Annotated in this window: 17 protein-coding genes; 8 read left to right on the forward strand and 9 right to left on the reverse strand. The window is 61.1% G+C overall.

Annotated features, from left to right (window positions below; translation table 11 throughout):
* Window positions 1-2: 2 nt before the first annotated feature.
* The 5 genes from HMPREF2605_RS08455 to murA form a co-directional block, all read right to left on the reverse strand.
* Window positions 3-1,760, reverse strand: a complete 1,758-nt coding sequence (locus HMPREF2605_RS08455) for a hypothetical protein (protein ID WP_070847979.1) — start codon at window positions 1,758-1,760, stop codon at window positions 3-5.
* Window positions 1,761-2,291: 531 nt separating this feature from the next.
* Window positions 2,292-3,410, reverse strand: coding sequence for a D-alanine--D-alanine ligase family protein (locus tag HMPREF2605_RS08460; protein WP_070593418.1), 1,119 nt, complete (start codon window positions 3,408-3,410; stop codon window positions 2,292-2,294).
* A 222-nt stretch (window positions 3,411-3,632) separates the two neighbouring features.
* Window positions 3,633-4,751, reverse strand: coding sequence for an NAD(P)H-dependent glycerol-3-phosphate dehydrogenase (locus HMPREF2605_RS08465; protein ID WP_070847982.1), 1,119 nt, complete (start codon window positions 4,749-4,751; stop codon window positions 3,633-3,635).
* A gap of 111 nt (window positions 4,752-4,862) precedes the next feature.
* A complete protein-coding gene (locus HMPREF2605_RS08470; protein WP_070831210.1) occupies window positions 4,863-5,720 on the reverse strand; it encodes a lysophospholipid acyltransferase family protein in 858 nt (285 codons plus the stop codon).
* On the reverse strand, window positions 5,720-7,153 hold the full coding sequence (gene murA / locus HMPREF2605_RS08475) for a UDP-N-acetylglucosamine 1-carboxyvinyltransferase (RefSeq protein ID WP_070831212.1): 1,434 nt from the start codon (window positions 7,151-7,153) through the stop codon (window positions 5,720-5,722). The genes HMPREF2605_RS08470 and murA overlap by 1 nt, the downstream gene beginning before the upstream one ends.
* Window positions 7,154-7,845: 692 nt before the next feature.
* Between murA and HMPREF2605_RS08480 the strand changes: the two genes are divergently transcribed.
* On the forward strand, window positions 7,846-9,297 hold the full coding sequence (locus HMPREF2605_RS08480; protein WP_049354567.1) for a hypothetical protein: 1,452 nt from the start codon (window positions 7,846-7,848) through the stop codon (window positions 9,295-9,297).
* Between the two features lie 197 nt (window positions 9,298-9,494).
* On the opposite strand, the gene leuD is transcribed toward HMPREF2605_RS08480, so the two are convergent.
* Window positions 9,495-10,088, reverse strand: a complete 594-nt coding sequence (gene leuD / locus HMPREF2605_RS08485) for a 3-isopropylmalate dehydratase small subunit (protein WP_005505627.1) — start codon at window positions 10,086-10,088, stop codon at window positions 9,495-9,497.
* Between the two features lie 26 nt (window positions 10,089-10,114).
* On the reverse strand, window positions 10,115-11,557 hold the full coding sequence (leuC, locus tag HMPREF2605_RS08490) for a 3-isopropylmalate dehydratase large subunit (RefSeq protein ID WP_070847985.1): 1,443 nt from the start codon (window positions 11,555-11,557) through the stop codon (window positions 10,115-10,117).
* 410 nt (window positions 11,558-11,967) lie between these two features.
* Between leuC and HMPREF2605_RS08495 the strand changes: the two genes are divergently transcribed.
* Window positions 11,968-12,864 (forward strand): IclR family transcriptional regulator, encoded by an 897-nt coding sequence (locus HMPREF2605_RS08495; RefSeq protein WP_005507443.1) that lies wholly within the window; start codon window positions 11,968-11,970, stop codon window positions 12,862-12,864.
* 112 nt (window positions 12,865-12,976) lie between these two features.
* Here the strand turns inward: HMPREF2605_RS08495 and HMPREF2605_RS08500 are convergent, their stop codons facing one another.
* Together HMPREF2605_RS08500 and HMPREF2605_RS08505 are read right to left on the reverse strand one after the other, a co-directional pair.
* Window positions 12,977-14,857, reverse strand: coding sequence for a GTPase (locus HMPREF2605_RS08500; protein ID WP_070847988.1), 1,881 nt, complete (start codon window positions 14,855-14,857; stop codon window positions 12,977-12,979).
* A 47-nt stretch (window positions 14,858-14,904) separates the two neighbouring features.
* Window positions 14,905-16,830, reverse strand: coding sequence for a dynamin family protein (locus tag HMPREF2605_RS08505; protein ID WP_070847991.1), 1,926 nt, complete (start codon window positions 16,828-16,830; stop codon window positions 14,905-14,907).
* Between the two features lie 613 nt (window positions 16,831-17,443).
* Between HMPREF2605_RS08505 and HMPREF2605_RS08510 the strand changes: the two genes are divergently transcribed.
* From HMPREF2605_RS08510 to cysK, 6 genes are all read left to right on the forward strand, one after another.
* Window positions 17,444-18,271 (forward strand): DUF6318 family protein, encoded by an 828-nt coding sequence (locus HMPREF2605_RS08510; RefSeq protein ID WP_246828196.1) that lies wholly within the window; start codon window positions 17,444-17,446, stop codon window positions 18,269-18,271.
* 267 nt (window positions 18,272-18,538) lie between these two features.
* Window positions 18,539-19,705, forward strand: coding sequence for a DUF6318 family protein (locus HMPREF2605_RS08515; RefSeq protein ID WP_070677232.1), 1,167 nt, complete (start codon window positions 18,539-18,541; stop codon window positions 19,703-19,705).
* 293 nt (window positions 19,706-19,998) lie between these two features.
* Entirely contained in the window at window positions 19,999-20,841 is an 843-nt protein-coding gene (locus HMPREF2605_RS08520) for a DUF6318 family protein (RefSeq protein WP_070847998.1), read from the forward strand.
* 106 nt (window positions 20,842-20,947) lie between these two features.
* A complete protein-coding gene (locus HMPREF2605_RS08525; protein WP_070848002.1) occupies window positions 20,948-21,919 on the forward strand; it encodes a DUF6318 family protein in 972 nt (323 codons plus the stop codon).
* 117 nt (window positions 21,920-22,036) lie between these two features.
* Window positions 22,037-22,807 carry a DUF6318 family protein gene (locus HMPREF2605_RS08530; RefSeq protein ID WP_049356643.1) on the forward strand — a complete coding sequence of 257 codons (771 nt, stop codon included), beginning with the start codon at window positions 22,037-22,039 and terminating at the stop codon, window positions 22,805-22,807.
* Window positions 22,808-23,209: 402 nt separating this feature from the next.
* Window positions 23,210-24,145 carry a cysteine synthase A gene (gene cysK / locus HMPREF2605_RS08535; protein ID WP_049347413.1) on the forward strand — a complete coding sequence of 312 codons (936 nt, stop codon included), beginning with the start codon at window positions 23,210-23,212 and terminating at the stop codon, window positions 24,143-24,145.
* The last annotated feature ends 105 nt before the right edge of the window (window positions 24,146-24,250 follow it).

Genomic DNA, 24,250 nt, shown 5'->3' on the forward strand with positions numbered 1-24,250 from the left:
CCTTAGGCTCCGCGGCTGAAGTAGCGGATTGCCAGAGCAATCAGCACCAGACCGATCAACGAGAAGAGAATCAGCGGTGCAATGCCGGAAAGTCCGGAATCGTCCGCGTCCGCATTCTTCACGGCCTGCTCCTGGGCGGCGTTCGCGCCGTCAGCCTTTGCCACGCTCTTTGCGGAGCGGCTGGCGCTAGCCGAGGTGGAGGAGCTAGGCGACTTCGAAGCCGATACCGAGCTTGAGGAGCTCGAGGGGCTTACCTCGTGGGAGTGGTCCTCGTCGGTCTTATTGCGCGAGAGGTATCCAGCAACCCAGTCTGCCGCACCCGGGATGGAGTCATTCGAGCCGTTATTGGCTGCAATTCGTCCAAGGGTGGTACCGCCGGAACGCAACGGATCGTCATCGTCGCCATCAAGCCTGTCGCTCGGTGCCTTGCTCGGTGAAGAGCTCGAAGATCCCGAAGAGGAACTTGAGGATTCAGAGGAGTTGCCCGGTCGCGGAAGCTCAATGGAGATGATGACATCTTCCCCAGAGACTTCCTGACGATTGCCGGGGACGGTCACCGGGTTGTTCGCCGGAGGAATCGGAGCAACAGGTTCGGTCTCGATCGGGGTAACCGATTTGGAGTCCGAGCTGTCCTTGTTATCCTCTACCGGAGCTACGGGAGCTACCGGAATCACGGGGATGACCGCGTCCTTGGTCGGCTCGTTAGTCGGCTCCTGCTTAGCTTCCTTGGAGGGCTCCTGAGTCGGATCCTGAACCGGGGCCGGGACGACCGGAACCTGAGAGGGCTCCTGGGTCGGCTCGGGAGTTACGTCCTTAGTCGGCTCGGGAACCGGGACGGGATCCTGGGTCGGCTCCGGGTTCGGTTCCGGAGTGGGGTCCTCAGTCGGCTCCGGGGTCGGTTCGGGAGTTACGTCCTTGGTCGGTTCAGGAGCGGGCTCCGGATTCGGTTCCGGTGTGGGGTCCTGAGTAGGCTCGGGAGTAGGTTCAGGGGTAGGTTCCGGAGTCGGATCCTGAGTGGGCTCCGGGGTCGGCTCGGGAGTTACGTCCTTCGTCGGCTCGGGAGTAGGTTCAGGGGTGGGCTCTACCGTAGGCTCAGGAGTTGCATCCTTGGTGGGTTCCGCGGTGGGCTCCACAGTAGGCGCAACGGTCGGCTCCGGAGTGGGAGCAACAGTAGGTTCTGCCGTCGGCTGGACCGTAGGCTCCGCAGTCGGAGCTACAGTCGGCTCAGCCGTCGGAGTTGCGGTAGGAGCAACACTCGGTTCGGCACTTGCGCTAGGAGCTACGGTCGGCGTAGCGGTAGGTTCAGCGGTCGCATCCTTAGAGGGCTCTACGCTAGGACTCGCTGTAGCACTCGCAGAAGCGGTGGGCTCGGCAGTGGGCTGCGCGGTAGCGTTCGGGGTAGGAGTCGCATCCGGGCTGGGCGTAGCACTTGCGGAAGGCTCGGCGCTAGCGGTGGGCTGAGCGCTCGAAGAAGCGCTAGGCTGAGCGGTGGGCTCTGCCTGCGCGTTGTTAGTCTTATTGTCCCCCTGAGCGGTGGGCCATGCGCTCACGGTTGCGAGCGTGGGTACTGCCGTCTGAGAGGAAGATGCCGCGTTTGCGGTGGGGTCCAGGGTTTGGCTTGCGGTGCCGACAGGGTTGGGCGGAACCTGAGACGCAGCCTCCTGCACATCTTGAGCAAATGAGGCTACGTAGGGGCTTCCGGAAGCAACCAGTGCTGTCGCCAGACTCGCAGAGACCACCTTACGGTTTCGTTTTCCCAAAGGTTGTCCTTGACTTTCTGATACGTTGTGAGTGAATAGATACCCAATCGCTAGGGCAGATTGGATATACCTTCATCTATTCTACCGAATCGGCTTTTTCTTCATTACTCATTTTAGCGCTTTCATACCAATCTTTGAGCTTCAAGATGTGCAACGACCATCAACAACATCTTTTCATTACCTAGAAGCATCATTTCATGCACTTGTGAGCAGAATTACGTTTTGCCTTATCAATACCACTTTAAAACTTGCACTCCACCGTCCAAGCGACCCCGAGGCGAATGTAAGTGATTTTTCTCATGAGTGAAAAACGAGCGATTCTCATAAGCTTTTTGGGGCTCAATACGTACCAATTACCCTTCCCACAAAGGCATTAACTTGCCCACCGCGCAAAAAGCGCCCCGGCGCGAATCCCTCAAGAATCCGCACCGAGGCGCCTTACAACAGGGGCTACTCCCCCGCCGTTACGTATTCAATTGCTAAGCGCAGTCAAAACGACGGTGCGCCCAAGAACTAGCGCTACCTCAAGAACTAGCGCAGACCCAGGGGGCGTTCCATCGCCAGGGTCAGCAGCTCGCTAATCAGATCGGTGTAAGAGATACCGGTGTTCTCCCACATGGTCTTGTACATCGAAATCGGGGTGAAGCCGGGCATGGTGTTCACCTCGTTGATGACCAGGCGGCCGTCCTCAGTGTAGAAGAAGTCCGCACGAGACAGACCCTCACCATCCAGCGCCAGGAATGCCTTCACAGCCAGCTCGCGCAGGCGATCCTGCACGTCCTGCGGCAGGTTCGCCGGGCACACGGTCACGGCCGAGGACTCAGAAACATACTTGGCCTCAAAGTCGTAGAAGCCGTGGTCCTCGTCCACAACCTCAATCTCGCCGGGGTAGGATGCGCGCGGCATCTCGCCGTGGTGGCCATCGAGCACAGCGCACTCGATTTCGCGGCCCACAATACCCGCCTCAATAATGATCTTCGGGTCGTGGCGGCGTGCCTCTTCAATCGCGGGCACGAGCTCTTCCACCGAATCCACCTTGGTAATACCGAAGGAAGAACCTGCGCGGGTCGGCTTCACGAACAGGGGGAAGCCCAGCTTCAGCACGCGCTCCAGAATCTGCTCGCGGTCCTCGTGCTCCCACTGGCGGTTGGTGACAACCTCGTAGGGGCCGACCTCCAGGCCAGCGGATTCGAAAGCAACCTTCATGAAGTGCTTATCCATGCCCACAGCGGATGCGGTCACACCGCAACCCACATAGTGCAGGTCAGCCATTTCCAGCAGACCCTGCACGGTGCCGTCCTCACCGAAGGGGCCATGCAACAGCGGGAACACAACGTCTACCGGTGCAGTGCGGGTAACGTTACCCTCAGCATCCACCAGGGTCAGGCGGGAATCGCCGGCACCCATCGGCAGGAACACCTGCTGGGTACCCTCGGGGAACTCTGCGGTACCGCGAGTGCCAGCAGTCAGCTCGGCAAGCTGCTGCTCGTCGGTCAGGTACCAGCGGCCGTCACGGGTAATACCGATAGTGATGACGTCGTAGGCGGTGCGGTCAATAGCGCCCAGAACGCCGGCAGCGGTAATGAGCGAAATCGGGTGCTCGGAGGAGCGGCCACCGCACAGCAGGGCGACGGTCTTCTTCTCGGTCATATATTTCTCCTAGTCAATGTTCCCCTACCCTTAGGTCCGGAAGGTGGAACGGCAATGCGTCAATAATCCTAACGCACGAATACCGTCGCGGTCACTGATGCGTTTCTCACGCACCGGTTTTCCGCAACGGTATCCGTCCTTGGATGTTTACATTCAATCTTCTAGTATGTCCTGGCACACACCACTAATCAAGGGGTGCCAGCACACCAGAAAGCTTTAACCTTAGTGGCCCTCATGCTTGAGGCGGCGACCCAGCAGCTGAGGCGCCAACTCCTCAATGCCAATACGGCCCGAAAGCACAGCCACCACAGCCTCAACAATGGGCATCTCCACGCCGTGGCGACGAGCCAGCTCAGCCACCACGGGAGCCGACTTAATCGACTCGGCAGTCTGGCTCATGTGCTCGTGCAGGCGGTCAGGGGAAATACCCTGAGCCAGCAGACGACCCGCCGTGTGGTTACGGGACAACGGCGAAGAGCAGGTCGCAATCAAGTCGCCCATGCCAGCAAGACCGCTCATGGTCGCAGCCTCGCCACCCAACGCCACCGCCAGGCGGGTAATCTCCGCCAGGCCGCGCGTCATAATGGATGCCTTCGAGTTATCGCCGTAATTACGGCCCTCGCAGATACCCACGCAGAGCGCAATCACGTTCTTGACCAGGCCGCCAATTTCGGTACCAACCACATCCGTGTTGGTGTACGGGCGGAAGTAACCGCACGCAATCGCGTGAGCCACAGCCTCAGCCACCGGCAGAGTGCGAGCCGCAACCACGGAGGCGGTAGGCTCCTCCCCCATGATTTCCTTCGCGAGGTTCGGGCCCGACAGCACGCACACGCGGTGCGGAATATGGCCAATCGCGCGCACATCGGCACCGCGCAGAGCCATAGCCTCTTCCAGCTCCTCGGTAATGACCTGCGACATGCGCAGACCAGTACCGGTCTCCAGGCCCTTCGCCAAAGACACCAGCATGGCGTTCGGCTCAATATAGCGGGCGAAGCTCTGCAACTGCGAACGCAGCACCTGCGCGGGCAGGGCAAGAACCACAATATCGGCACCGGTCAGCGCCGCGGGGGCATCCGCCGTGAAGTGAATATTATCCGGCAGCTTCATTCCCGGAAAATAGCGGGCGTTCTCGCGGGTGCGCTCGCACTCAGCCATCGCCTGCTCATCACGACCGATGAGGGTCACGCGAGTGTCATCGCCGCGCTCACGGGCAGCGTCCGCCGCAATCTTAGCGAAAGCGGTGCCCCAGCTACCGGCGCCGAGCACCGCAATAGACTGCACGGTTGCCGGAGGGGTAAATTCAGGGCTTGCTGCGGGGGTGCGTCCAAAGAAGGTCACGAAAACACCTGCCTCTCTTCCTTGCGAGGTTATTGTGCGAGTCCCTGACAGGCGCCTCAGCGAATAGCCGCGGCATCTGTCAGGGCCTCTACGATTCTCCCAGCTGGGATGCTACTTTTCGTCCGGTTCACCAAGCGCGCCACCGACCGGCCCCGAGGGGGTACCGGGGGCTTCACGACGCTTAGTGCGCGGGTTCCAACGACCCTCCGGAGCCTTCTCGCCGCGGATTTTCTCCAGCTCGGCGGTGATAGCGTCCAGCATTGCGTCGGTGACCACGCCCAGTTCGGTGCGGGTGTGCTTAGCCTCGGGGCTGGAATCCTCAACGAGGGAGGCAATATCCAGAGCCTTGCCGACCTTCACGCGAACGGTCTTGCGCGGGAACAGCGAAATCTTACGCTTCTCCTTGATGCGGCCGTCCTCGCCGGCCTCGTCCACGTAACCGAGAATCTGCTCGTCGCCCCAGTGCGCCACCGGGAAGACGGGTGCGCCGGTCGCAAGAGCCAGACGAGCCGCACCGGTACGCGCCTGCATGGGCCACAGCTGCGGATCGTGGGTGGTGGTGCCCTCCGGGAAAATCACGACGGCACCGCCAGCCTCAACAATCTTGCGGGCAGTAATCAGGGACTTGCGCGCATCCACAGAACCGCGAACCACGGGAATATGCGCGAGCTTGCGCATAATGTAGCCGAGCACGGGGGCGCGGAAGAGCGAATCCTTCGCCAAGAAGCGCGGCAGGGCGCCCTCAACGAAAGCAGGGAAAGCCACGGTCACCGGGTCAAGCTCGGTGGTGTGGTTAGCCACGATAATGTACCCGCCGCTCTTAGGCAGGTTCTCACGGCCGGTAATCTCAACGCGTGCGATGAGCTTGTACAGCCCGCGCGCAGCGTTACCGAGCACCTTGTACAGCGCATCACCGGAGGCGGTGGGCTCAATCTCAGGCAGAGCCTGCTTTCCCTGCTGTCCGCTCACTAGTCCTGAACCTCAACTTCCTCGGGCTCAACAACAACGATTGCTGCATCGGGCTTGGGAGCCTTCGACGCCTTGCGTGCCAGCACCTCAAAGTTGGCACCCAGGCCCTTGAGCTTCTCCTCAAAGTTCTCGTAGCCGCGAGCAATCAGCTCAACACCGCTCACGTGAGAGGTGCCCTTAGCCGCCAGAGCAGCAATGATGTGGGAGAAGCCGCCGCGCAGGTCCGGAACCTCAATGTCGGCACCGGTCAGCGGGGTGGGGCCAGAAATAATAGCGGAGTGGCCGTAGCCCTTACCCTCGAAACGGCAGGGTGCGCCGCCCACGCAATCGCGCATAACAACGATATCTGCACCCATCTGCTTCAGCGCGTTGGTGAAGCCGAAACGCTCCTCGTACACGGTCTCGTGCACGATAGACGCGCCCTTAGCCTGGGTCAGCGCCACGACGAGGGGCTGCTGCCAGTCGGTCATGAAGCCGGGGTGCACGTTGGTCTCAAAAACGATGGGCTTCAGCTGAGCACCGGGGGTGCGCTGAGCCGGGTGGGTGAAGCGGATACCCTCGGCGGTCACCTCGTACAGACCGCCCATCTTGCGGAACTGGTTCAGGAACGCGGTCATATCCTTCTGCGCTGCACCGCGAACGAAAATGTCGCCGCCGGTAGCCAGCGCCGCAGAAGCCCAGGAAGCGGACTCGTTGCGGTCGGGCAGGGACGCGTGATCGTAGCCGGTCAGCTCATCCACGCCCTCAATGACGATGGTGCGGTCCTCGTTAATGAAGATGATTGCGCCCATCTTCTGCAGAACAGCAATCAGGTCAATAATTTCGGGCTCAATCGCAGCGTTACGCAGGATGGTCTTACCCTTAGCGCGGACACCGGTGAGCAGAACCTGCTCGGTAGCACCCACGGAGGGGTAGTTCAGCACAATCTCTGCACCCTTCAGACCCTCTTCGGGAACAATCAGGGTGGTGCCGGTTTCGTCGTCCTTCTCAACGACCGCACCGAACTTGCGCAGTGCAGACATGTGGTAGTCGATGGGTCGGTCACCGATCTTGCAGCCGCCCAGGTTGGGGATGCGCGCGGTACCGAGAGTGTGTAGCAGCGGGCCCACCATCAGAATCGGGATGCGAGAGTTACCACCGAAGAGCTGAATCTCCTCTGCGTTCTTTGCAGCGGTGGTTGCGTCCTGTGCGGGGTTGAGGGTGAGAACACCGGCTTCACGGTCGTAGTCAACCTTCGCACCGTGCAGCTCCACGAGGGTGGTAACGATTTCAACATCGCTCAGGTCGGGAACGTTACGCAGGGTCGAGGGAGTCGAACCGTGCAGTGCTGCGACCATAGCCTTGGGCACCAGGTTCTTGGCGCCTCGAACGTGAACCTCACCAACGAGCGGAGTGCCACCTTCAATGCGAAGCTTGCTGATGTTCTCAGTCATTAAAAATCCTTTGTGGAGTCGGCTGGTTTACGCCGAACTTTAACAGTGTGCCGATACGCCGCGTTCTGTCGTGCCGCGCCCCTGCCGGTAGCAGGGCGAAACGGGCGCATATATTCATCATTATTCTAAGCCCTGCGTAAAGGTGCTCCAAACACTGAAGAGCCTTTGGAACTCGCGACTAGGATTTTACTCTGATGTGTATATGAAAAACCGGTCTGACCCCTCCTCAGAATCAGAGCTGGAAAAGACAAAAAGATACACAAATATTCACACTAATGCAAACATTTTCTGGTTCTTCGCCAAAATTTGACGTTAGCTTCTTCTTTTTGACGCACAAATTTGAACTTGAGAGCAACCTCGCCCCTACAATAGCGTGCACACTCGTGACCGCTGAGCGGTGCCTCCACTCTCAAGGAGAAACCAACCAGCTCTCAACTGCGGCATCGGCGCCGGCATTGCCGTCACTCCATGCAGTACGGAGCCTCACGGCAGGGAACGGGCGTGCATTCACTGCATACAACCTTGCGATAACGCCCAACTAAAACGGTTCGGCTTCCTGCTTCACTTCAACTTCAAAAATTCACTTCAACATCACCGTAAATATTCGAAAGTCAACTAAAAACCACGGCGTATCGCAACCAACCACAGGTCACTTCGCGGCTGCATCCGCGAACTACCGGAGGACCCCAAATATGACACATCACAACACTGCATCACGCATTTCGCGCCGTCGCCTCGTACAGGGCGCTGCATGGAGTGCCCCCGTCATCCTCGCCAGCGCAACCGTCCCCGCATGGGCGGCAAGCGGCGAGCCCACCTGCTCCCCCGCCCTGACTCTCAAGCCCACCGCAACCGGCTACGACGACAAGGCAGGCGCATACACCGAATGGCTCGTCCCCGAAGGCGTTGGACGAGTCCGCTTCGACCTTGTAGGCGGTGCCGGCGGTGCGGCAACCTCCTTCACCCCCCGCTACCTGACCGACGTCACGAACGCTTCCCTGGCTGGCGGCGGTGCCGGTGCACAGCTCAGCGGCGTTCTGGCGGTCAAGTCCGGCGACATCCTGCGCGTCTGGGCGGGTAACGGCGGCGTCGGCTCTGCATCCGGCGCGAACCCCGCACTCGGCGGCGAAGGCTACGCTGCAGGCGGCGACTCCACCGGCTCCAGCAATGCAACCGGCAGTGCGCAGGTAGTGGGCTCCGACAGCGGCTACGTGTACGGCGCGTCCGGCGGCGGTTCCTCCGCGGTCGAGCTCGTTCGTGACGGCTCAGTCACCGTCGTAGCCGTGGCAGGCGCGGGCGGCGGCGGTGCGCAGCTGGGCACCCTCACCACCCACCAGCGCATCTTCGACACCCAGCCCAAGGATCAGCTGAACCCGGCACTGCGTATCGCCATGGAACACAGCGATGCCAACAGCACCGCAGGCGGTAGCGCAGGCGGCGACCTGGGCACCGACAACACCGGTCAGGGTGGCATGCTCGTGGCAAGCCCCTACCAGGAATTCAAGCCCCTCGACGAGGACGACAAGACCCTCGACATGCGCTTCATGGTCACCGGCGGTACCGCTGGCCGCTCCGGCGTGGCGGGCGCCCTCGGCGAGGCAATGATCGGCATCCTCGACGAGAACAACGAGCTGAAGCTCATGCCCATGTCTACCTCCTGGTTCGAGTCGTACGATTTCCCGCGCTACTACCTCTACGGGGGCGACTCCGTGCATGAGGGAGAAAAGGGCACCGGCGGTGCGAACGCAACCGGCTCTTACCGCGGTAAGGGCGGCTCGGGCGCACTGCTTTCCCGAACCCAGGGCAAGCTCTCCCTCGCCTCCGTAGCATCCGGTGGTGGCGCAGGCTACGGCGGCGGCGGCGCAGGCCTGAACATCTGGACCGTTGGCTCATACTACGAGGGCGTTTTCGGCCGCCAGGTGCAGTTTGAGAACGAAGGCAACATCTACTCGCTCAGCGCCCTGAGCAGCGGCGGCGGCGCAGGCGGCAGCTACATTAACCACGAGGTGGTTTCTGATTTCGCTCTTGCCACCGCGCAGAACGCAAACCCGACCGCGGGCGTGCGTTCCCCCGGTTCGGCTGCACTGTACAGCTGCACCGAGAACGCAACCCTGAACACCCCCATCACTGAGGGTGCACTCTAAGATAGTCAATGAATGCGCCTCCCCGGAAGAATACTCCGGGGAGGCGCATTTGTATGTGTACCAAGGTTTTAGAGAGCTTAGAAAAGCTCAAGGCACAGAAAAGCTCGAAGGTGGCGACTGATTCAGTCACCGCCTTCGAGCTTTATCTATGCCTTAGAGCTCCGCGTTTAGAGCGCTCGGCTTAGAGCTCCCCCTATTTAGAGTTCCTGGGTGCGGGGCATCCACGAGGGGCGCTTCGCCTCGTACGCCTCGATAGCCTCGAGGTTCTGCAGGGTCAGACCGATGTCGTCCAGGCCCTCCATGAGGCGCCAGCGCACGTAGTCGTCAATCTCGAAGGGAACAACCAGCGCACCCACGGTTACGGTCTTGGACTCCAGGTCAACGGTGATTTCGGTGCCGGGCTCGTGCTCCAGCGCCTTCCAGATCAGCTCGATATCGTCCTGTGCAACCTGCGCGGTGACCAGGCCCTGCTTACCCGAGTTGCCGCGGAAAATATCAGCGAAACGGGCCGAGATAACGACCTTGAAGCCGTAGTCGCGCAGCGCCCACACGGCGTGCTCACGCGAGGAACCGGTGCCGAAGTCGGGGCCGGCCACCAGAACGCTACCGTGCTTGTAGGGCTCCTGGTTCAGGATGAACTCGGGGTCCTTGCGCCAGTTGGCGAAGAGCGCGTCGTCGAAGCCGGTCTTGGTCACGCGCTTGAGGTAGACCGCGGGGATAATCTGATCGGTATCAACATTCGAAGAACGCAGCGGCACGCCAATGCCGGTGTGCTTAATAATGGGTTCCATAATGGCTCCTTAGCTATAGCGGCGTGCTAGGCCACGACGTCGGACGGGGCGGACAGGGTACCGCGCACAGCGGTTGCGGCAGCAACCACCGGGGAGACCAGGTGGGTGCGACCACCCTTACCCTGGCGGCCCTCAAAGTTACGGTTCGAGGTGGAGGCGCAACGCTCACCGGGTGCCAGCTGGTCGGGGTTCATGCCCAGACACATGGAGCATCCGGCAAAGCGCCAGTCGGCGCCGAAGTCCTTGAAGACCTTGTCCAGGCCTTCTGCTTCTGCCTGCGCGCGGACCTTCTGGGAGCCGGGAACGACCATCATGCGCACGTTCTCGGCGATGGTGCGGCCGCGCACGATGTCCGCTGCGGCGCGCAGGTCCTCGATGCGGGAGTTGGTGCAGGAGCCCAGGAAGACGACGTCCACGGGGATGTCCTTCATGGGGGTACCCGCCTCCAGGCCCATGTATTCGAGGGCGCGCTCTGCTGCGACCTTATCGTTCTCGTCCTCGAAGTCGTCCGGGGAGGGAACGGTGTGGCTCAGCGGTACACCCTGGCCGGGGTTGGTGCCCCAGGTGACGAAGGGCTCGAGCTCGTCAGCGTTGATGAAGATTTCCTTGTCGAAGACGGCGCCTTCGTCGGTGGGCAGGCTCTTCCAGTACTCGACTGCCTTGTCCCACTCTTCGCCCTTGGGTGCGTGCTGGCGGCCCTTGATGTACTCGAAGGTGGTCTCGTCGGGAGCGACCATGCCGGCGCGTGCGCCCGCCTCGATGGACATGTTGCACATGGTCATGCGGCCCTCCATGGAGAGGGAGCGGATTGCGGAGCCGCGGTACTCGAGCACGTAGCCCTGACCGCCGCCGGTGCCAATCTGCGCGATGACGGCGAGGATGATGTCCTTAGCGGTCACGCCGGGCTTGAGAGTGCCTTCAACGTTGATGGCCATGGTCTTGAAGCGTGCCAGGGGCAGGGTCTGGGTGGCCATGACGTGCTCCACCTCGGAGGTGCCGATACCGAACGCGAGAGCGCCGAACGCACCGTGGGTGGAGGTGTGGGAGTCGCCGCAGACGATGGTCATGCCGGGCATGGTCAGACCCAGCTGCGGGCCGACCACGTGCACAATGCCCTGTTCTTCGTCACCGAGGGAGTGGATGCGCACGCCGAATTCCTTGGCGTTGCGGCGCAGGGTCTCGATCTGGGTGCGGCTGGTCAGGTCGGCGATGGTGCCGAAGATGTTGTCGGTGGGGGTGTTGTGATCCTCGGTGGCGATGGTCAGGTCGAGGCGGCGCAGGGGGCGGTTCTCGATGCGCAGGCCTTCGAATGCCTGGGGGGAGGTCACTTCGTGCAGTAGCTGCAGGTCGATGTAGAGCAGGTCGGGCTTGCCGTTTTCACCGGGGACGACGACGTGTGCGTCCCAGACTTTTTCTGCCAGGGTGCGCGGACGGGTGCCCGCGGTGGTTGCGTTCTGTTCGCTAGTCATGCTTTCTCCTGCTTGATGCGTTCCTACGGTGGATGCGTTCGGTGTGGTGCGTGCCGCAAGTTTGCGGAGTTGAGGGGCGGATTATGTACCCGATGGGACCCTCAAATCGGTATTTCCCTGCGGCGTGTCGCATATTTTTTCACGGATTCTTAGCCTGTGAGACGGCCTAGAAACACCCCGAACTAGCGAGTGTTTTTATGTGGGTTTACTCTATGACTCCAGGGTAATTTTGCGAGATTATTCGCATTTTTCTGCGTCTTTTCGCATATTTTCACCCATAAACCCACACAAACACTTATTATGAAAAGTTCACAATTTATCCCGTAGGGGGTGATTCCATCTTCAGCTCTGCATCTCAAAGAGTCCATGAAGTCCGGGGTATCTTTCATATTCTGAGATAGAATATAAGAATGACTCCTTCCGCCTCACGTTTTAACGCACACGGAATGCGTCACCCCAACGCATCCACACACCACAACGCACCGATTGTCGACCCCGTCAAGCCGCCCGAACACATGGCCGCCGACGAGCAGATGGTAGAGGTACACTCCCACGGCTCCTCCGGCGTTGGCGTGCTCGACAAGGCAACCCTCATTCTTGACTGCCTCGAGGCAGGCCCCGTATCCCTGGGCGACCTCGTCAAGGCAACCGGTCTGGCGCGCCCCACCGCACACCGCCTCGCCGTGGCGTTGGCTCACCACCGCCTCGTAGCCCGCGACGTGCAGGGACGCTTCATGCTCGGACCCCGCCTGACCGAACTCGCGTCCGCCACCATTTCCGATGAGCTCATCACCGTGGCAGACCCGATTCTGCAGAAGCTTAGCCTCGAAGCTGACGAATCCACCCAGCTGTACCGCCGCCAGGGCGACTGGCGTGTATGCGCGGCAACCGCGGCACGACCCTCCGGCATGCACGAATCCATCCCGGTTGGCACCCAGCTGTCCATGCAGGCTGGTTCCGCCGCCCAGGTTCTGCTGGCCTGGGAAGATCAGAACCGCATTGTTGAAGGCCTGCGCGACGCGCACTTCAGCGCCGCCATGCTCGCGGCTGTGCGCCGCATCGGTTGGGCGCAGTCCGTGGGTGAGCGCGAGCGCGGTACCGCCTCGGTCTCTGCTCCGGTGCGTGCGCCCGGTGGCAAGGTGATTGCGGCAGTGTCTATCTCAGGCCCGATTGACCGTATGACCCGCCAGCCGAACCGCAACTACCCTGAGCTGGTCGTTAAGGCTGCTCAGGCGATTACGGACGGTCTGCGTGAGCTTGCGGCGTCCCAGCAGGCTCCCTGCGCTGAGAGTACTGAAGAGGACTAAGCTTCAGTAGCGTATAGATTTAACGAAAAGAATCCCTCCCCGCCTCGATTGAGGTAGGGAGGGATTCTTTTGTGCGCTCTCAGCCTGATACGGTTTCTCGGATGATACGCCGCTAAATGTCCAGCGCCTTACGGTAGGCGTTCAGGCACTTTGCTTCCTGCTGTACCGGGGCGACCACGCAGGACTGCACCGCCTTCTCCACGCCGGTCTGCAGGCGCCCCCGCAGCTTACGTGCGTAGTAGCGTGAGCCCATGGCGGTAAGTAGCCTGCCCACACCCGCCGAGGCAATACCAAGCAGGATACCCAGCAGCAGAAGCAGGGTCGGCAGGGGCACCGGGGAGCCTTCGGGGGTCGGGGCGGGCGGCAGTTGAATCTGCAGGTACGCCATGCCGGAAATCAGGGTCAGCCAGCCGACGCCTACCAGGGCGCTCATTAGCGCGATCCACTGCAGGGCGTTGAAGATGACCCAGGGGGCGCGGGTGCGGCCCAGACCGTAGTCGATGCGCACCATGTCGCGTTCGAGCAGTTCGGGAAGCTCCGCCTCGCGGGAGAGGGCGGCTTCCTTCATGCTGCGCTTCCACGGTTCGTCGATGCGGGCCGCCATCTGCTTGCTGTACTGGCGCACGGCGTTTGCCATGCCAGCCTTCTGCGCGGCGCTCAGCGGAGGCAGCGAGGATGCCACCAGCTCGGGTGCATTCTCGCTATCGGAACCGAGCATACCTGCGGACTTCTCGGTCTTAGACGCGCTCTTTGTTTCATCTTGCTGTCCCAAGTGCAGGCGGCGCAGGGGGTCAGCCTTTAGGCGGCTCATCCAGCGGGTGAGGATCCAGCCGGTGTGCTGACCCGCAGTACGGCGGTAGGAGGCGGTTGCCGCCTGCAAAACCTGCTCCGCCTGGCTGGAGGTGTAGCACGCCTTCACGAGCTTCTGCTCCGCGTCGAGTGCGTAGGCTCCGGCGAGTACGGTCCCCTCTCCCCCGGCGTAGGTGCGCAGCTGGGAGGCGGTGGCGTGCAGCTGCGCGTCGGTTCGCTGCAGGGACAGGCTCTTGGCGGCGGCTACCTGGGCGAGCAGGTCACGGAGCACGTCCACGCCCTCACCGGTTCGCGCGGAGACGGCGATGGGTGCGGCGAGCAAGTGCGCTTCGGTACCCTCAGCCTGGAGCAGGCGGGTGAGGGATGCGAGCACGGCAGGCACCTCGGCGGGTGCGAGTTTGTCCGCCTGGTTGAGCACGCAGAGCGCCTGCGCGCCGGATGCGGCAAGCGGCACCATGAAGTCGCGGTGGATGACGGCGTCGGCATATTTTTGGGGGTCGACGACCCAGACGAGTACGTCCACGTAGCGCATCATGCGGGCGGCGAGGTCGCGGTTGGTGGTGGTGACCGAGTCGAAGTCGGGCATGTCCAGCAGGATGAGGCCGCCGGTGCGGGTGCGCATTTCGCCGCGTCCGCCGACGGCTCGGCGGATGCGGTTGAAGAGTCCGGGTGCCGGTTCGGTGACGGCGTTGGGTGCCGCAGCTCCCCCGGTTGCTTTATTGTTTCCGCCTGCTTCGTTACCCTCGGTTGCCTCTCCTTCGGCGGCGAGCGCCTGAGTTTGCGGGTAGACGCGCTTGTCGATGCCGAGCCAGTCAAGTAGCTCTTCGCTGCCTTCTGCTTCCCAGATTGCCGCCTGCACGGTGGAGGTCGTCGGGCGTGTGGGAGCAGAGAGGGCAATGTTCTGCCCGGCGATGGCGTTGAAGAGCGTGGATTTGCCGCTGCCGGTCGCGCCGAAGAAGCCGATGACGGTGTGTTCGGTGGAGAGTTCGCGGCGTTGGCTGAGACGTTCGAGGGTTTCGGCGGCGTCGAGCAGAACGGTTTCGGGGACTCGTCCTTCGCCGTAGCTGATGGCGTCCTTCAGGGATGCAACGGAGCGCGCGAAGGGCGAAGTCGCCACGGCGGGGGTGGCGCCTCGCTCGGCGTTGCGCTCAGTGTTCTCGAGTTTCTTCTCGGGGGTAGTCATAGTGCGTTTTTCTTCGTCTGTGGTGCGGGGTGCCTGTCCGGAGTGGTTTAGCGGGCAACCGTGCCGTTAGTGTGGGCTGCGGCTTGGCTCTGTGTGGTTTGACTCTGGGCGCTCATTTCTGCGGCAATCGCATGCACCTGCTCGGCGGCGCGGTGAATGTCCTCGGCATCAGCCTGTGGGTCGGTTTCTTCGAGTACGGCGGTGAAGGGCTGAGCGTGCTCGGTGAGCAGATCCGCCATGCGTTCGAGCAGGTCGGTGCGGGCGCGGGTTGCCATGCGGCGCACCGCGTCTTCACCGAAGACGGACTCGAGCAGCTTGGTGCCAACCACGCCGCTACCGCCGGCGATACCCGCCTCAATACCGGTAATGCCGCCGGTGAGGCTGAACGCGGCGACCATGAGCATCACGGCGGTGGCGTTCACACCCAGGGAGAGGAAGCGGGCGCGTTTGCGCTTGTCGGCGCCTTCTTCGCGGATCATTTCGAGGACGGAGCCCTGCCAGAGGCGAATCTGTTCGGCAACGGCTGCGGAGAAGATATCCTCGGCGGACTGCACTTCGCCCTTCGCTTCGTTGCCCTTCGCCTCGCCGTTTGCGCCTGCATTCTTTTCGGGCGCGGCGGAGGCAGCCTGCGGCGCGTCCAGGCGCGCCAGCAGGGAGCGTCCAGCGCGGCTGGCACGCCAGCGGGTGCGGGTGTTTTCGGAGGCGCGTGCGGCCGCATCCAGCACGACGGCGTGGATGCCGCTTTCGAGGGCGTCTTCTACCTTCTGGGCAGCTGCGGGCTGGCCTCGCAGGGCGGAGCCGACGCGGTCGCGCAGTCGACCGATGGTGCTGTCGAGGGAGCGGAAGAAGTCGCCGGTTCCCACGAAATCGTGCCAGCGCGAGAGCACTTCGCCGCGTAGCAGGGAGCCGTCGGAGAGCGCCCCGTCGATGGTGGTCAGCGCGTCCTCGTATTCTTCTGCGGCGATGGTGGCAAGCGACTGGTGCGCCGCCTGCTGGCGTGCCTGTTCGGCGGCGAGCACCTGCAGGTTACCGGCGAGGGTTTCGACGGCACCTGCAAGGGTCTGCCGGGCGATAGCGGCGCGGGCAGGTGCGTCGGCGCCGAGTTCGCGGATCCACAGGGTCAGCGGGGCGAGGCTGACGGGTGCGAGCATGCCGCTTTCGTCGCGCGGCTGTTCGGTGACGGTGTGAATCAGTACGGCGTGGATTCCGGCCTCGTCGAGCATGCGTCGCAGGTCGTTTTCGATGGCTTCTTCGTCGCCTTCGGGCACGCGGTTGAGCACCACGGCAATGGCGATGGAGCGTGCGGCTGCTTCGTGGAGCAGTTCCCAGGGCACGGCGTCGGCGTAGCGGTTGGCGGTGGTGACGAAGAGCCACAGGTCAGCGGCGGAGAGCAGTTCCTTGGCGAGGGTGCGGTTTTCCTCGGAGATGGAGTCGATATCGGGTGCGTCGATGAGCGCGATGCCCTGCGGCAGCGCCGAGGTAGTAATAGGAATGAGGGCGCGCGCAATCTTCGGGTCGAGGCCGGGTAGTGCCTGCGATCCGGCGTTCATGCCGGAGGTGCGGGTACGCGGCAGGGTAGGCAGGAAGCGTTCGGGTGACAGCGCCGCCTCGTCTTCTGCACGGTGCAGCAGGACGGGGTGGCGGGTGGTGGGTCGAATCGCGCCGGACTGGGTGAGCGGTTCGCCGAGCAGGGTGTTGACGAGGGTGGATTTGCCGGCGCCGGTGGAGCCGCCGACCACGATGGTGAGGGGGTTATCGACGCTGGCGCTACGCGGCAGGATGTAGTCATCGAGTTGGCGTGCCATGGCGGCGAGTAGGGTGCGCGCGGTGGCGGTGCCGTGCTCTGCGGTGCCGTCGTGGGTGACGGTGTAGGGGGTGCCGGGGGTTTCGCCGGGTTCTACGTCGAGCGGGAGGGGGATTCGAGTGAGCAGTTCGCGAGCTGCTTTGAGCTGCGCATAGTCGGTGGTAGTCACAGCGCTATTGTCCCATAGGGTGAACCCACTTCATGCCATGTGTGGGCGTTGCGGTGGGCACGTTGCGGCGGCGGGGAGTTTGGGTTCGCTTTTCGGGGTGTTTTTGATGGGTGTTCGGACAACGTGGAGAGGTTGAAATACTATTTACACACATGGTGCAACAACTCCAATTTATGATTTACTCATATCAAGAAAAAGCCGAAAAATCCCCAAGTTTCTAGGGGAAACAACAGATTTTAATGCGGTTATCCCAAACACATTGGTACGTTTTATAACCCGCATAAAACGGGCAAATATTAAGATTTGATAACTTTTTACGCTCAAGCGCAGATATGGTCGTTTCGAACCTGAAAGTACGCTTAGAATCATTGAGCACGACAACCAGGCAGGTCATAACCCACACCGATTCCCTCAGGAGGCTTCTGGCCTGCCCTTTCTATCGCATCCGTACTCACCGCGGTATGCCACACCCTTCGGGAACGCTCACAGAGCCCTCGCTCAACTGCATTCGAGCTACCCGTTACTGCCTGCCCGTCTTTACTCTTGCGAAAGGTTGCGTATGTTCGGTTCGCTGTCACGTCGCCATCTTCTTGCTCTTTCTTCCGGAGCAGCATTGAGTGCACTCGCAAGCGCCTGCAGCCCCAACGCAGTTTCTCGCCCTCAACCACTCACTGAATCCTCTCCCACTAATGCCGCACCGGCACCTCAGAGCACCCAGACCAAATCTGCGACCACCACGCGCAGCATCACCTACGCCGAGCCTCTACCCAAATCCGCTCTGGACGGCCGCGGCCCGGCGATCCTGCCCGATGAGTTCTTTGAGCGTTCCGGAAATTTCTCGAACGGTACCCTGAGCCATCGAGCCGTCAATGTCCCCCGCCCCACCATGCCCCCGGAAGCTAAAGAGCGCACCGTCGAGGGCCTGCACGCCTTCCTGCAGTACTGGGGTGCGGCGCAGAACTACATGCTCCTCACCGGTGACACCAATCCCTTCATGGATTTGCCCGGCCAGGAGCACTTTAGTCAGATGGCGCAAATGTACCGCGATATCTACCGCTACAACATTGGTTGGCTGGTCTCTAAGAACAACCACCCCATGTGCATTAACCTGAGCTCCCCGCAGCCGGTGCCCGCTACCGAGCAGGACGTCTACTGCTGGAAGGCGACCCTGAAGGTGGACGAAAACGCGTTCCTGTTCAACCATGAGACCCGTCAGCGTGAGCAGCTCACCGGTATCTACGGCAGCAATCAGAAGGCGGATGCTTACGTCTACTTTGGTGAAGAGGGCTGGCAGATGCTGGAGGATCCGAAGTCTTCCCCGAGCGCTACCGCAACCCCGGCGGCTACCGCTGAACCATCCGCGAACGCTCCGAGTGCGCACCCGACCCCGAATGAGAGCACCTCTTCTAAGGCGGCTCGTTATATTCGAGGCTCAGCCTAAAGCTTCTTTACATCCGTGCCTCAAAGAACCCGTCATATTGGGTGATATGAGGCACGGATGAGGGCTTTTATTTGTGTGCCACGCGTGAAATCTATAGGCTAGGGCTAGATGAGGTCCGCTCCTTTTCGCCTCAATACGCCTCTACCCGCCCCGCGGGTGACTGCTTCACGCCCACTTCTAGGGGCGTGATGTTAGGCTGAGGATTAGGGCGTGAGCTCTTCACCTATCACCGATACTTCCGCATACAGCACATTCAAGGGGATCACTATGATTCACAGCCGCCGCCACTTTATTGCGCTTACGGGCACCGCCGCCCTGGGTGCGATGCTTGCCGCTTGCGGTTCCAAAAAGACTGAGGAGGCGACTGCCTCCCCCACTGCTTCCGCTTCGATTGCGGGTGCCTACGACAATCTGTCGGGCGAGCTGAAGTGGACTAAGTACATTGCGGGCAACGGTGCGGCCCCGATGAGCAGCACCGACCCGGAAACCGGTCAGGTGTACACGATTGAGCCGACTGCCGGCCCGGCAAGCGTTGATTCTAAGGCGAGTGCCGTGCCCATCCCGATTGAGGATGAGAGCATGTACGACAAGAACGCCCGCGGTCTGCGCGCCACCTTCGCGTATTTTGCGGCGGCGGTGAACTATGCCCGCATGACCGGTGACCCCGGTCCTGCTCTGCAGGTGGTTCATCAGGATAATTCTGTTCAGCGTGCTTCTTTGGAGAAGCTACGCGCCTTCTATGCGCCCGGCACGAACTGGCTGGTGGGCGGCGAGTGGACGTTCCGTCTGACCGATAAGCAGCCGACGACCCGCGGCACGAAGTATTCGTGGGCGTGCACCGTGACTCAGGCGCACGGTCTGCAGGTTGAGAAGGCGACCAACACGACCAAGCCTCTGGAGGACACTGAGGCGCAGGAGATTAAGGCTCTCTACGCTGAGTACGATGAGGAGGCGAAGCGCTGGTTGGTGATTGCGCCTCAGCAGTACGATCCCGCGTTGACCCCGAAGCCGACTCAGACTCCGCGCGCGCATCCTTCCTCGACCTATACCCCGACGGTGACTGATGACAGCACCGTGGCGGCTAATGCTGGCGCGAATACCGGCGCAAACACTTCGGGTAACGGCGCGGCTCAGGCTCCTGCCGCTCAGAATGGCGCAGGTCAGAGCAGTGCCGGTCAGGGCGGTTCCCGTCAGTACACTGGCTCCCAGAATGGTGGTGCCGCACAGAATGGTGCCGGTCAGGGTTCTGCAGGTCAGGGAGGCGCGGCTCAGGCTCCTCAGCCTGCCGCTACCCAGGCGCCTGCGGCTACCGCTCCCGCGCAGCCCGTGGCGACTCAGCCTGGCGCTGCGACGGCTCAGCCGACCGTAGCACCCGGTGCCGCTGAGCCCGGTGCCGCTGGTGGAGATGTTGCTCCCGCCGGGGGCGCCCAGTAGCCCCTCCCCTATAGACGATCTCTATAGACGATTAACGCGTCCCCTCCTTCGCTATACCCGCTATGCCCCATTCGGCGCGATGCTCCCGCTGGTTCCACTGAGTTCACTGGCTGCGGTAAGTTCGCTGATGGGCGGCATATCACGCTCCTTTGAGCGCTGGTACGCACGGGTGTGAAGGCGGGGGCGCGTTATACTTAGGACTGTCTCTAGAGGGATATCCGCGTGTGATATCCGCTCGTCGAGGCGTTCTCTCACTCGTCTCTCACCTGAGATTCTCACTCGAAAGGTATTCCGTGGCGCTTTTCCCCATGACCTCCGGGCTTCCCAGTTCCACCACCGGCATCAGCCGCCGTACTGCTCTGCGTTACGCGGGTGCGGGCGTTGCGGGCGTATCTTTGAGCGCCCTGCTGGTTGCGTGCGGCGGTAGCTCGTCCTCCAGCGAGACTGCTGATGCGGATACCCCTCAGATTTCCCCTTCGGCTTCTGCGCGTACTGATTTTAGCGGCGAGGTCACCTTCGACAACTATGAGAAGAAGGGTAATTTCGTTCCGGCGACCGAGTCTGCGCCCGCTCAGAACGTGCCGTTCCCCAAGCGTCCGGCGAGCGCGTCGGAGAACTCGGTGCAGGGTCTGTACGATTCGATTGCTTTCGTGTATGCGGCGATCAATTACCTGGTGCTTACCGGTGATGCGGCTCCGCTGCGTGACTCGAAGGCTGATGAGAAATTCATTGCTTCGTTCTCTTCGTTTATGGATGAGTCGAATGAGAGCTCGCAGAATCGTGATTGGTTTGTGTCGCCGAAGGTGACCATGTCTGCGTTCACTGCAGTTCCTGCGCTGGTGAAGAAGAGCGTGCAGTGGACCTTTGACCTGGTGATTGATTTGGGTCCGACCGTGGTGATTGACGGTGCTCCCGCGGAGATGTCTGAGAAGGTGCGCCGTACTGAGCGCGGTCTGGTGGTTACCGGTGTGCGCCACGATAATGACTGGACTCTGACGATTCAGGATGAGTACGAGGCTCAGGCTTCGGCTCAGCCGCAGAATGGTGGCGCTAATGGTGGTGCCGCTAACGGCGGTAATGCTGGCAATTCCGGTAACTCCGGTAACGGCGGCAACTCTAATGGTGACAACCTTTAAGCCCTCAGATGGATGAGGCATCATGCCCTAACTCGCACTCGGGTTAGGGCATGATCTGTTTTACTCTGGTAGTAACGAGCTTTCCTGGATTCAAGGTTTTTCTCTTATGTCTTCTTTTTCTCAGTCTTTCTCTCGCCGCTCCCTGCTGCGTCTGGGTGTGGGCGCCTCCGCTGTTGCGGGTTCTGCGGCGCTGTTGAGCGCGTGCGGCTCGGGTAGCTCTAGCCAGCAGTCGGGCTCTCAGGGCGGTAGCCTGAATGGTTCGAAGTCGAGCGCTAACCCGAATGGGTACAGCGATGATGGTCAGAACTATTCGGGTCTGGTGGAGTACACCCACTATGATGGTGCGTTGAATTATGAGCAGGGTACGGTGGATCATCCGCCGCGTAATGCTCCGAAGCCGAAGGTGACTGATACTCTCTCGTTGAATACGGTGACGGGTTTTCATGAGGCGGTTGCTTATTTTGCGGTGGCTATGGATTATCTGGTGAAGACCGGTAGCACGGATGCGTTCTCGACCGGCATTCAGCTGTCGTCGAAGACTCGCTCTGAGGTGGATGCCCTGTCGGCGTCTATTCTTGCGGGTGTGGAGAAGGGTTCCTGGTATGTGAACCCGTCGGCGTCTTATGCCCTGGCGAGCGCGCAGCCGTCGATTATGAGCGATGGCAACCTGCTGTTTAAGGGTCAGTACACTCTGGACTTTGGTACGGAGGCGGTGGCTGAGGGCAAGATTCAGCCGGTGGCCGCCTCGGCGAGCGCTTCGGCTTCTGCGGAGCCTACTGAGCCGTCTGAGGATGCGCTGGTATCTGATGCGGCGTCCCCGAGCGCCTCTGCCTCTGCGACTGCGGCAGGTCCGGCTTCTCGAGTGACGATTCAGGAGTGCGATTTCCGCGGCCGCTACCACACTGATTCGAAGATGTGGGAGCTGAGCGTGGCGTACGGTGCCACCATTCAGGGAGGCGCGTCCACCGCAAGTACTGCGGCATCCGGCGCGGCTTCCCCATCTACTTCCGAGCCCTCTTCTGCCGCCGCTTCTGCTGAGGCTTCCGTTGAGGCGTCCGTCACCTCCGCGGCGTCTTAGTTCGTCATAACGCTTTTATCTGCGAGGCGCTTCTCACGCTTCGTCCACTCAACTCTGTATCCTGTTGGGTTTGCGGCTAAACTGGTTGCAATCACCGACTGACTGAAAGGTATCACTATGTCCGAGAACCTGACCCGCCGCGCGGCGCTGGGTGTGCTGGGCGTCAGCTCTATGGCTTTGCTGGCGGCTTGTGGCTCTAAGGCTACTTCTGAGGCGTCTGCTTCCGCTTCTGGCTCTGAGAGCGCTTCTGCTGCGGCTTCTGAGTCTGCTACCGCTTCGCCGAGCGCTTCGGCTTCGGCGTCTGCTTCCCCTTCTGCTTCTGCGTCGGCTACTGCGACGAGCTCTCCGCTGCCTAATGACAATAAGGATTACAGTGGCGTAGCGAAGCTGGAGAAGATGGAGGATCACGGCGAGTACCAGCCGGGTAACGCTGAGCACCCGCCGCAGAATGTTCCTTCCCCGATCGTTCCGGAGGCTATGCACCAGAATTCGGTGGCTGGCTTTGCGGCGGCTCTGGCGTACTTCGGTGCGGCGTTTGAGTACCTGCTGCGTACCGGTGATATGCACTACATGAACGAGGTCAGCACCGACCAGGAGACCCTGGCGGCGATGAAGAAGTACGCGGACTCCACCAAGGCCGGTATTGACGAGAAGAAGACCTGGTACGTGAACCCGACCGCTACCCTGACTATTGGCACCAAGCAGCCGGTTCTGGCTCAGGGCGCGTACAACTGGACCGTGACTCTGAACGTTGATCTGGGCGAGAAGCTGTTCAAGGACGGCAAGGAGCAGACCGTGGCGGCTGATAAGCGTCACGTGAAGATGTTCGGTGAGGCAGTTGGTCGCTACTTGAACAACAAGTGGGACCTGCACATGGACATCAACTAGTCCCCTGGGCTGGTTCTCTCCCCCGCTTTTGCGTCTTTTCCATCTCAGGATGCGGTTTTTCACTGTTTTTTCCATTGATGGCAATAAAATTTGTGGCTCCAGCTTGCGGTGAACAGAGTTCATCACTACTCTTATATACAGAGGTTGTCTTTTGGGCTACATAATGTTTCTAGAGAGCGCCGCACATTCATCATCCTTTATCGAGAAAGGGTTTGTGCGGCGCTTTTCTGTACCCTCTTTTTGAACCTCGTTCCCTGAGGTTTTTCTCTGGCATTATTACGAACTGTGACCGCAGGTTTAAACCTGTCGCCAGCGAGTAGTAGAGTTGCCACGTAACCGATTATTCATTGCGGAGACCCCGTCGCGGCTGGCCTCCCCCCAGGCTCATGTAAGGAGCACCCCATGGCAAAGATTCTCAACAGCATTGTTGAAGCAACCGGCCAGACCCCCCTGATTAAGCTGAACCGACTGGACGAGGGTCTTCCCGGTAACGTCGCGGTCAAGCTTGAGTTCTACAACCCCGCTGGTTCGGTCAAGGACCGTATCGGCCGCGCCATCATTGACGCTGCTGAGAAGTCGGGTGCGTTGAAGCCCGGCGGCACCATTGTTGAGGGTACTTCCGGTAACACCGGTATTGCGCTGGCTATGGTGGGTGCTGCTCGCGGTTACCGCGTCATCCTGACCATGCCGGAGACCATGTCTGCTGAGCGTCGCGTGTTGCTGCGCGCTTACGGTGCTCAGATTGTGCTGACCCCCGGTACCGAGGGTATGCGCGGTGCTGTGGAGAAGGCTAAGGAAATCGTTGCGACCACCGAGAACGCTATCCTGGCGTCTCAGTTCTCTAACGAGGCGAACCCCGCTATTCACTACAACACCACCGGCCCCGAGATTTGGGAAGCAACCGACGGCAAGGTCGACATTTTCGTGGCGGGTATTGGCACCGGCGGCACCATCTCCGGTACCGGTAAGTACCTGAAGGAGCAGAACCCCAACGTGAAGGTTGTTGCGGTTGAGCCGAAGGACTCCCCGCTGCTCTCTGAGGGTCGCGTTGGCCCCCACAAGATTCAGGGCCTGGGCGCTAACTTCGTTCCGGACACCCTGGACCGCGGCATCTACGATTCCGTGACCCCGGTCAGCGCTGAGGACGCTATGCGCACCTCCCGCCTGCTGGCTACCCAGGAAGGTATTCTGGGCGGTATTTCTTCCGGTGCGGCTGTTTGGGCTGCTCTGGAGGAGGCTAAGAAGTCTGAGAACAAGGACAAGCTGATTGTGGCTATCGTTCCTGACTTCGGTGAGCGTTATATCTCCACCGCTCTGTACGAGGACATCCGCGGCTAATTGAGCTTTTAGCTAACGCCTCGTCTGCCGGTTGCATACACGGCAGGCGGGGCGTTTTGCGTGCCCCAATCTAGCGTCTGCGGGTGGAGGCTCTTGGCAGGGCCG

The organism is Rothia sp. HMSC065C03 (genome assembly GCF_001837295.1).
Taxonomy (GTDB): Bacteria; Actinomycetota; Actinomycetes; order Actinomycetales; family Micrococcaceae; genus Rothia.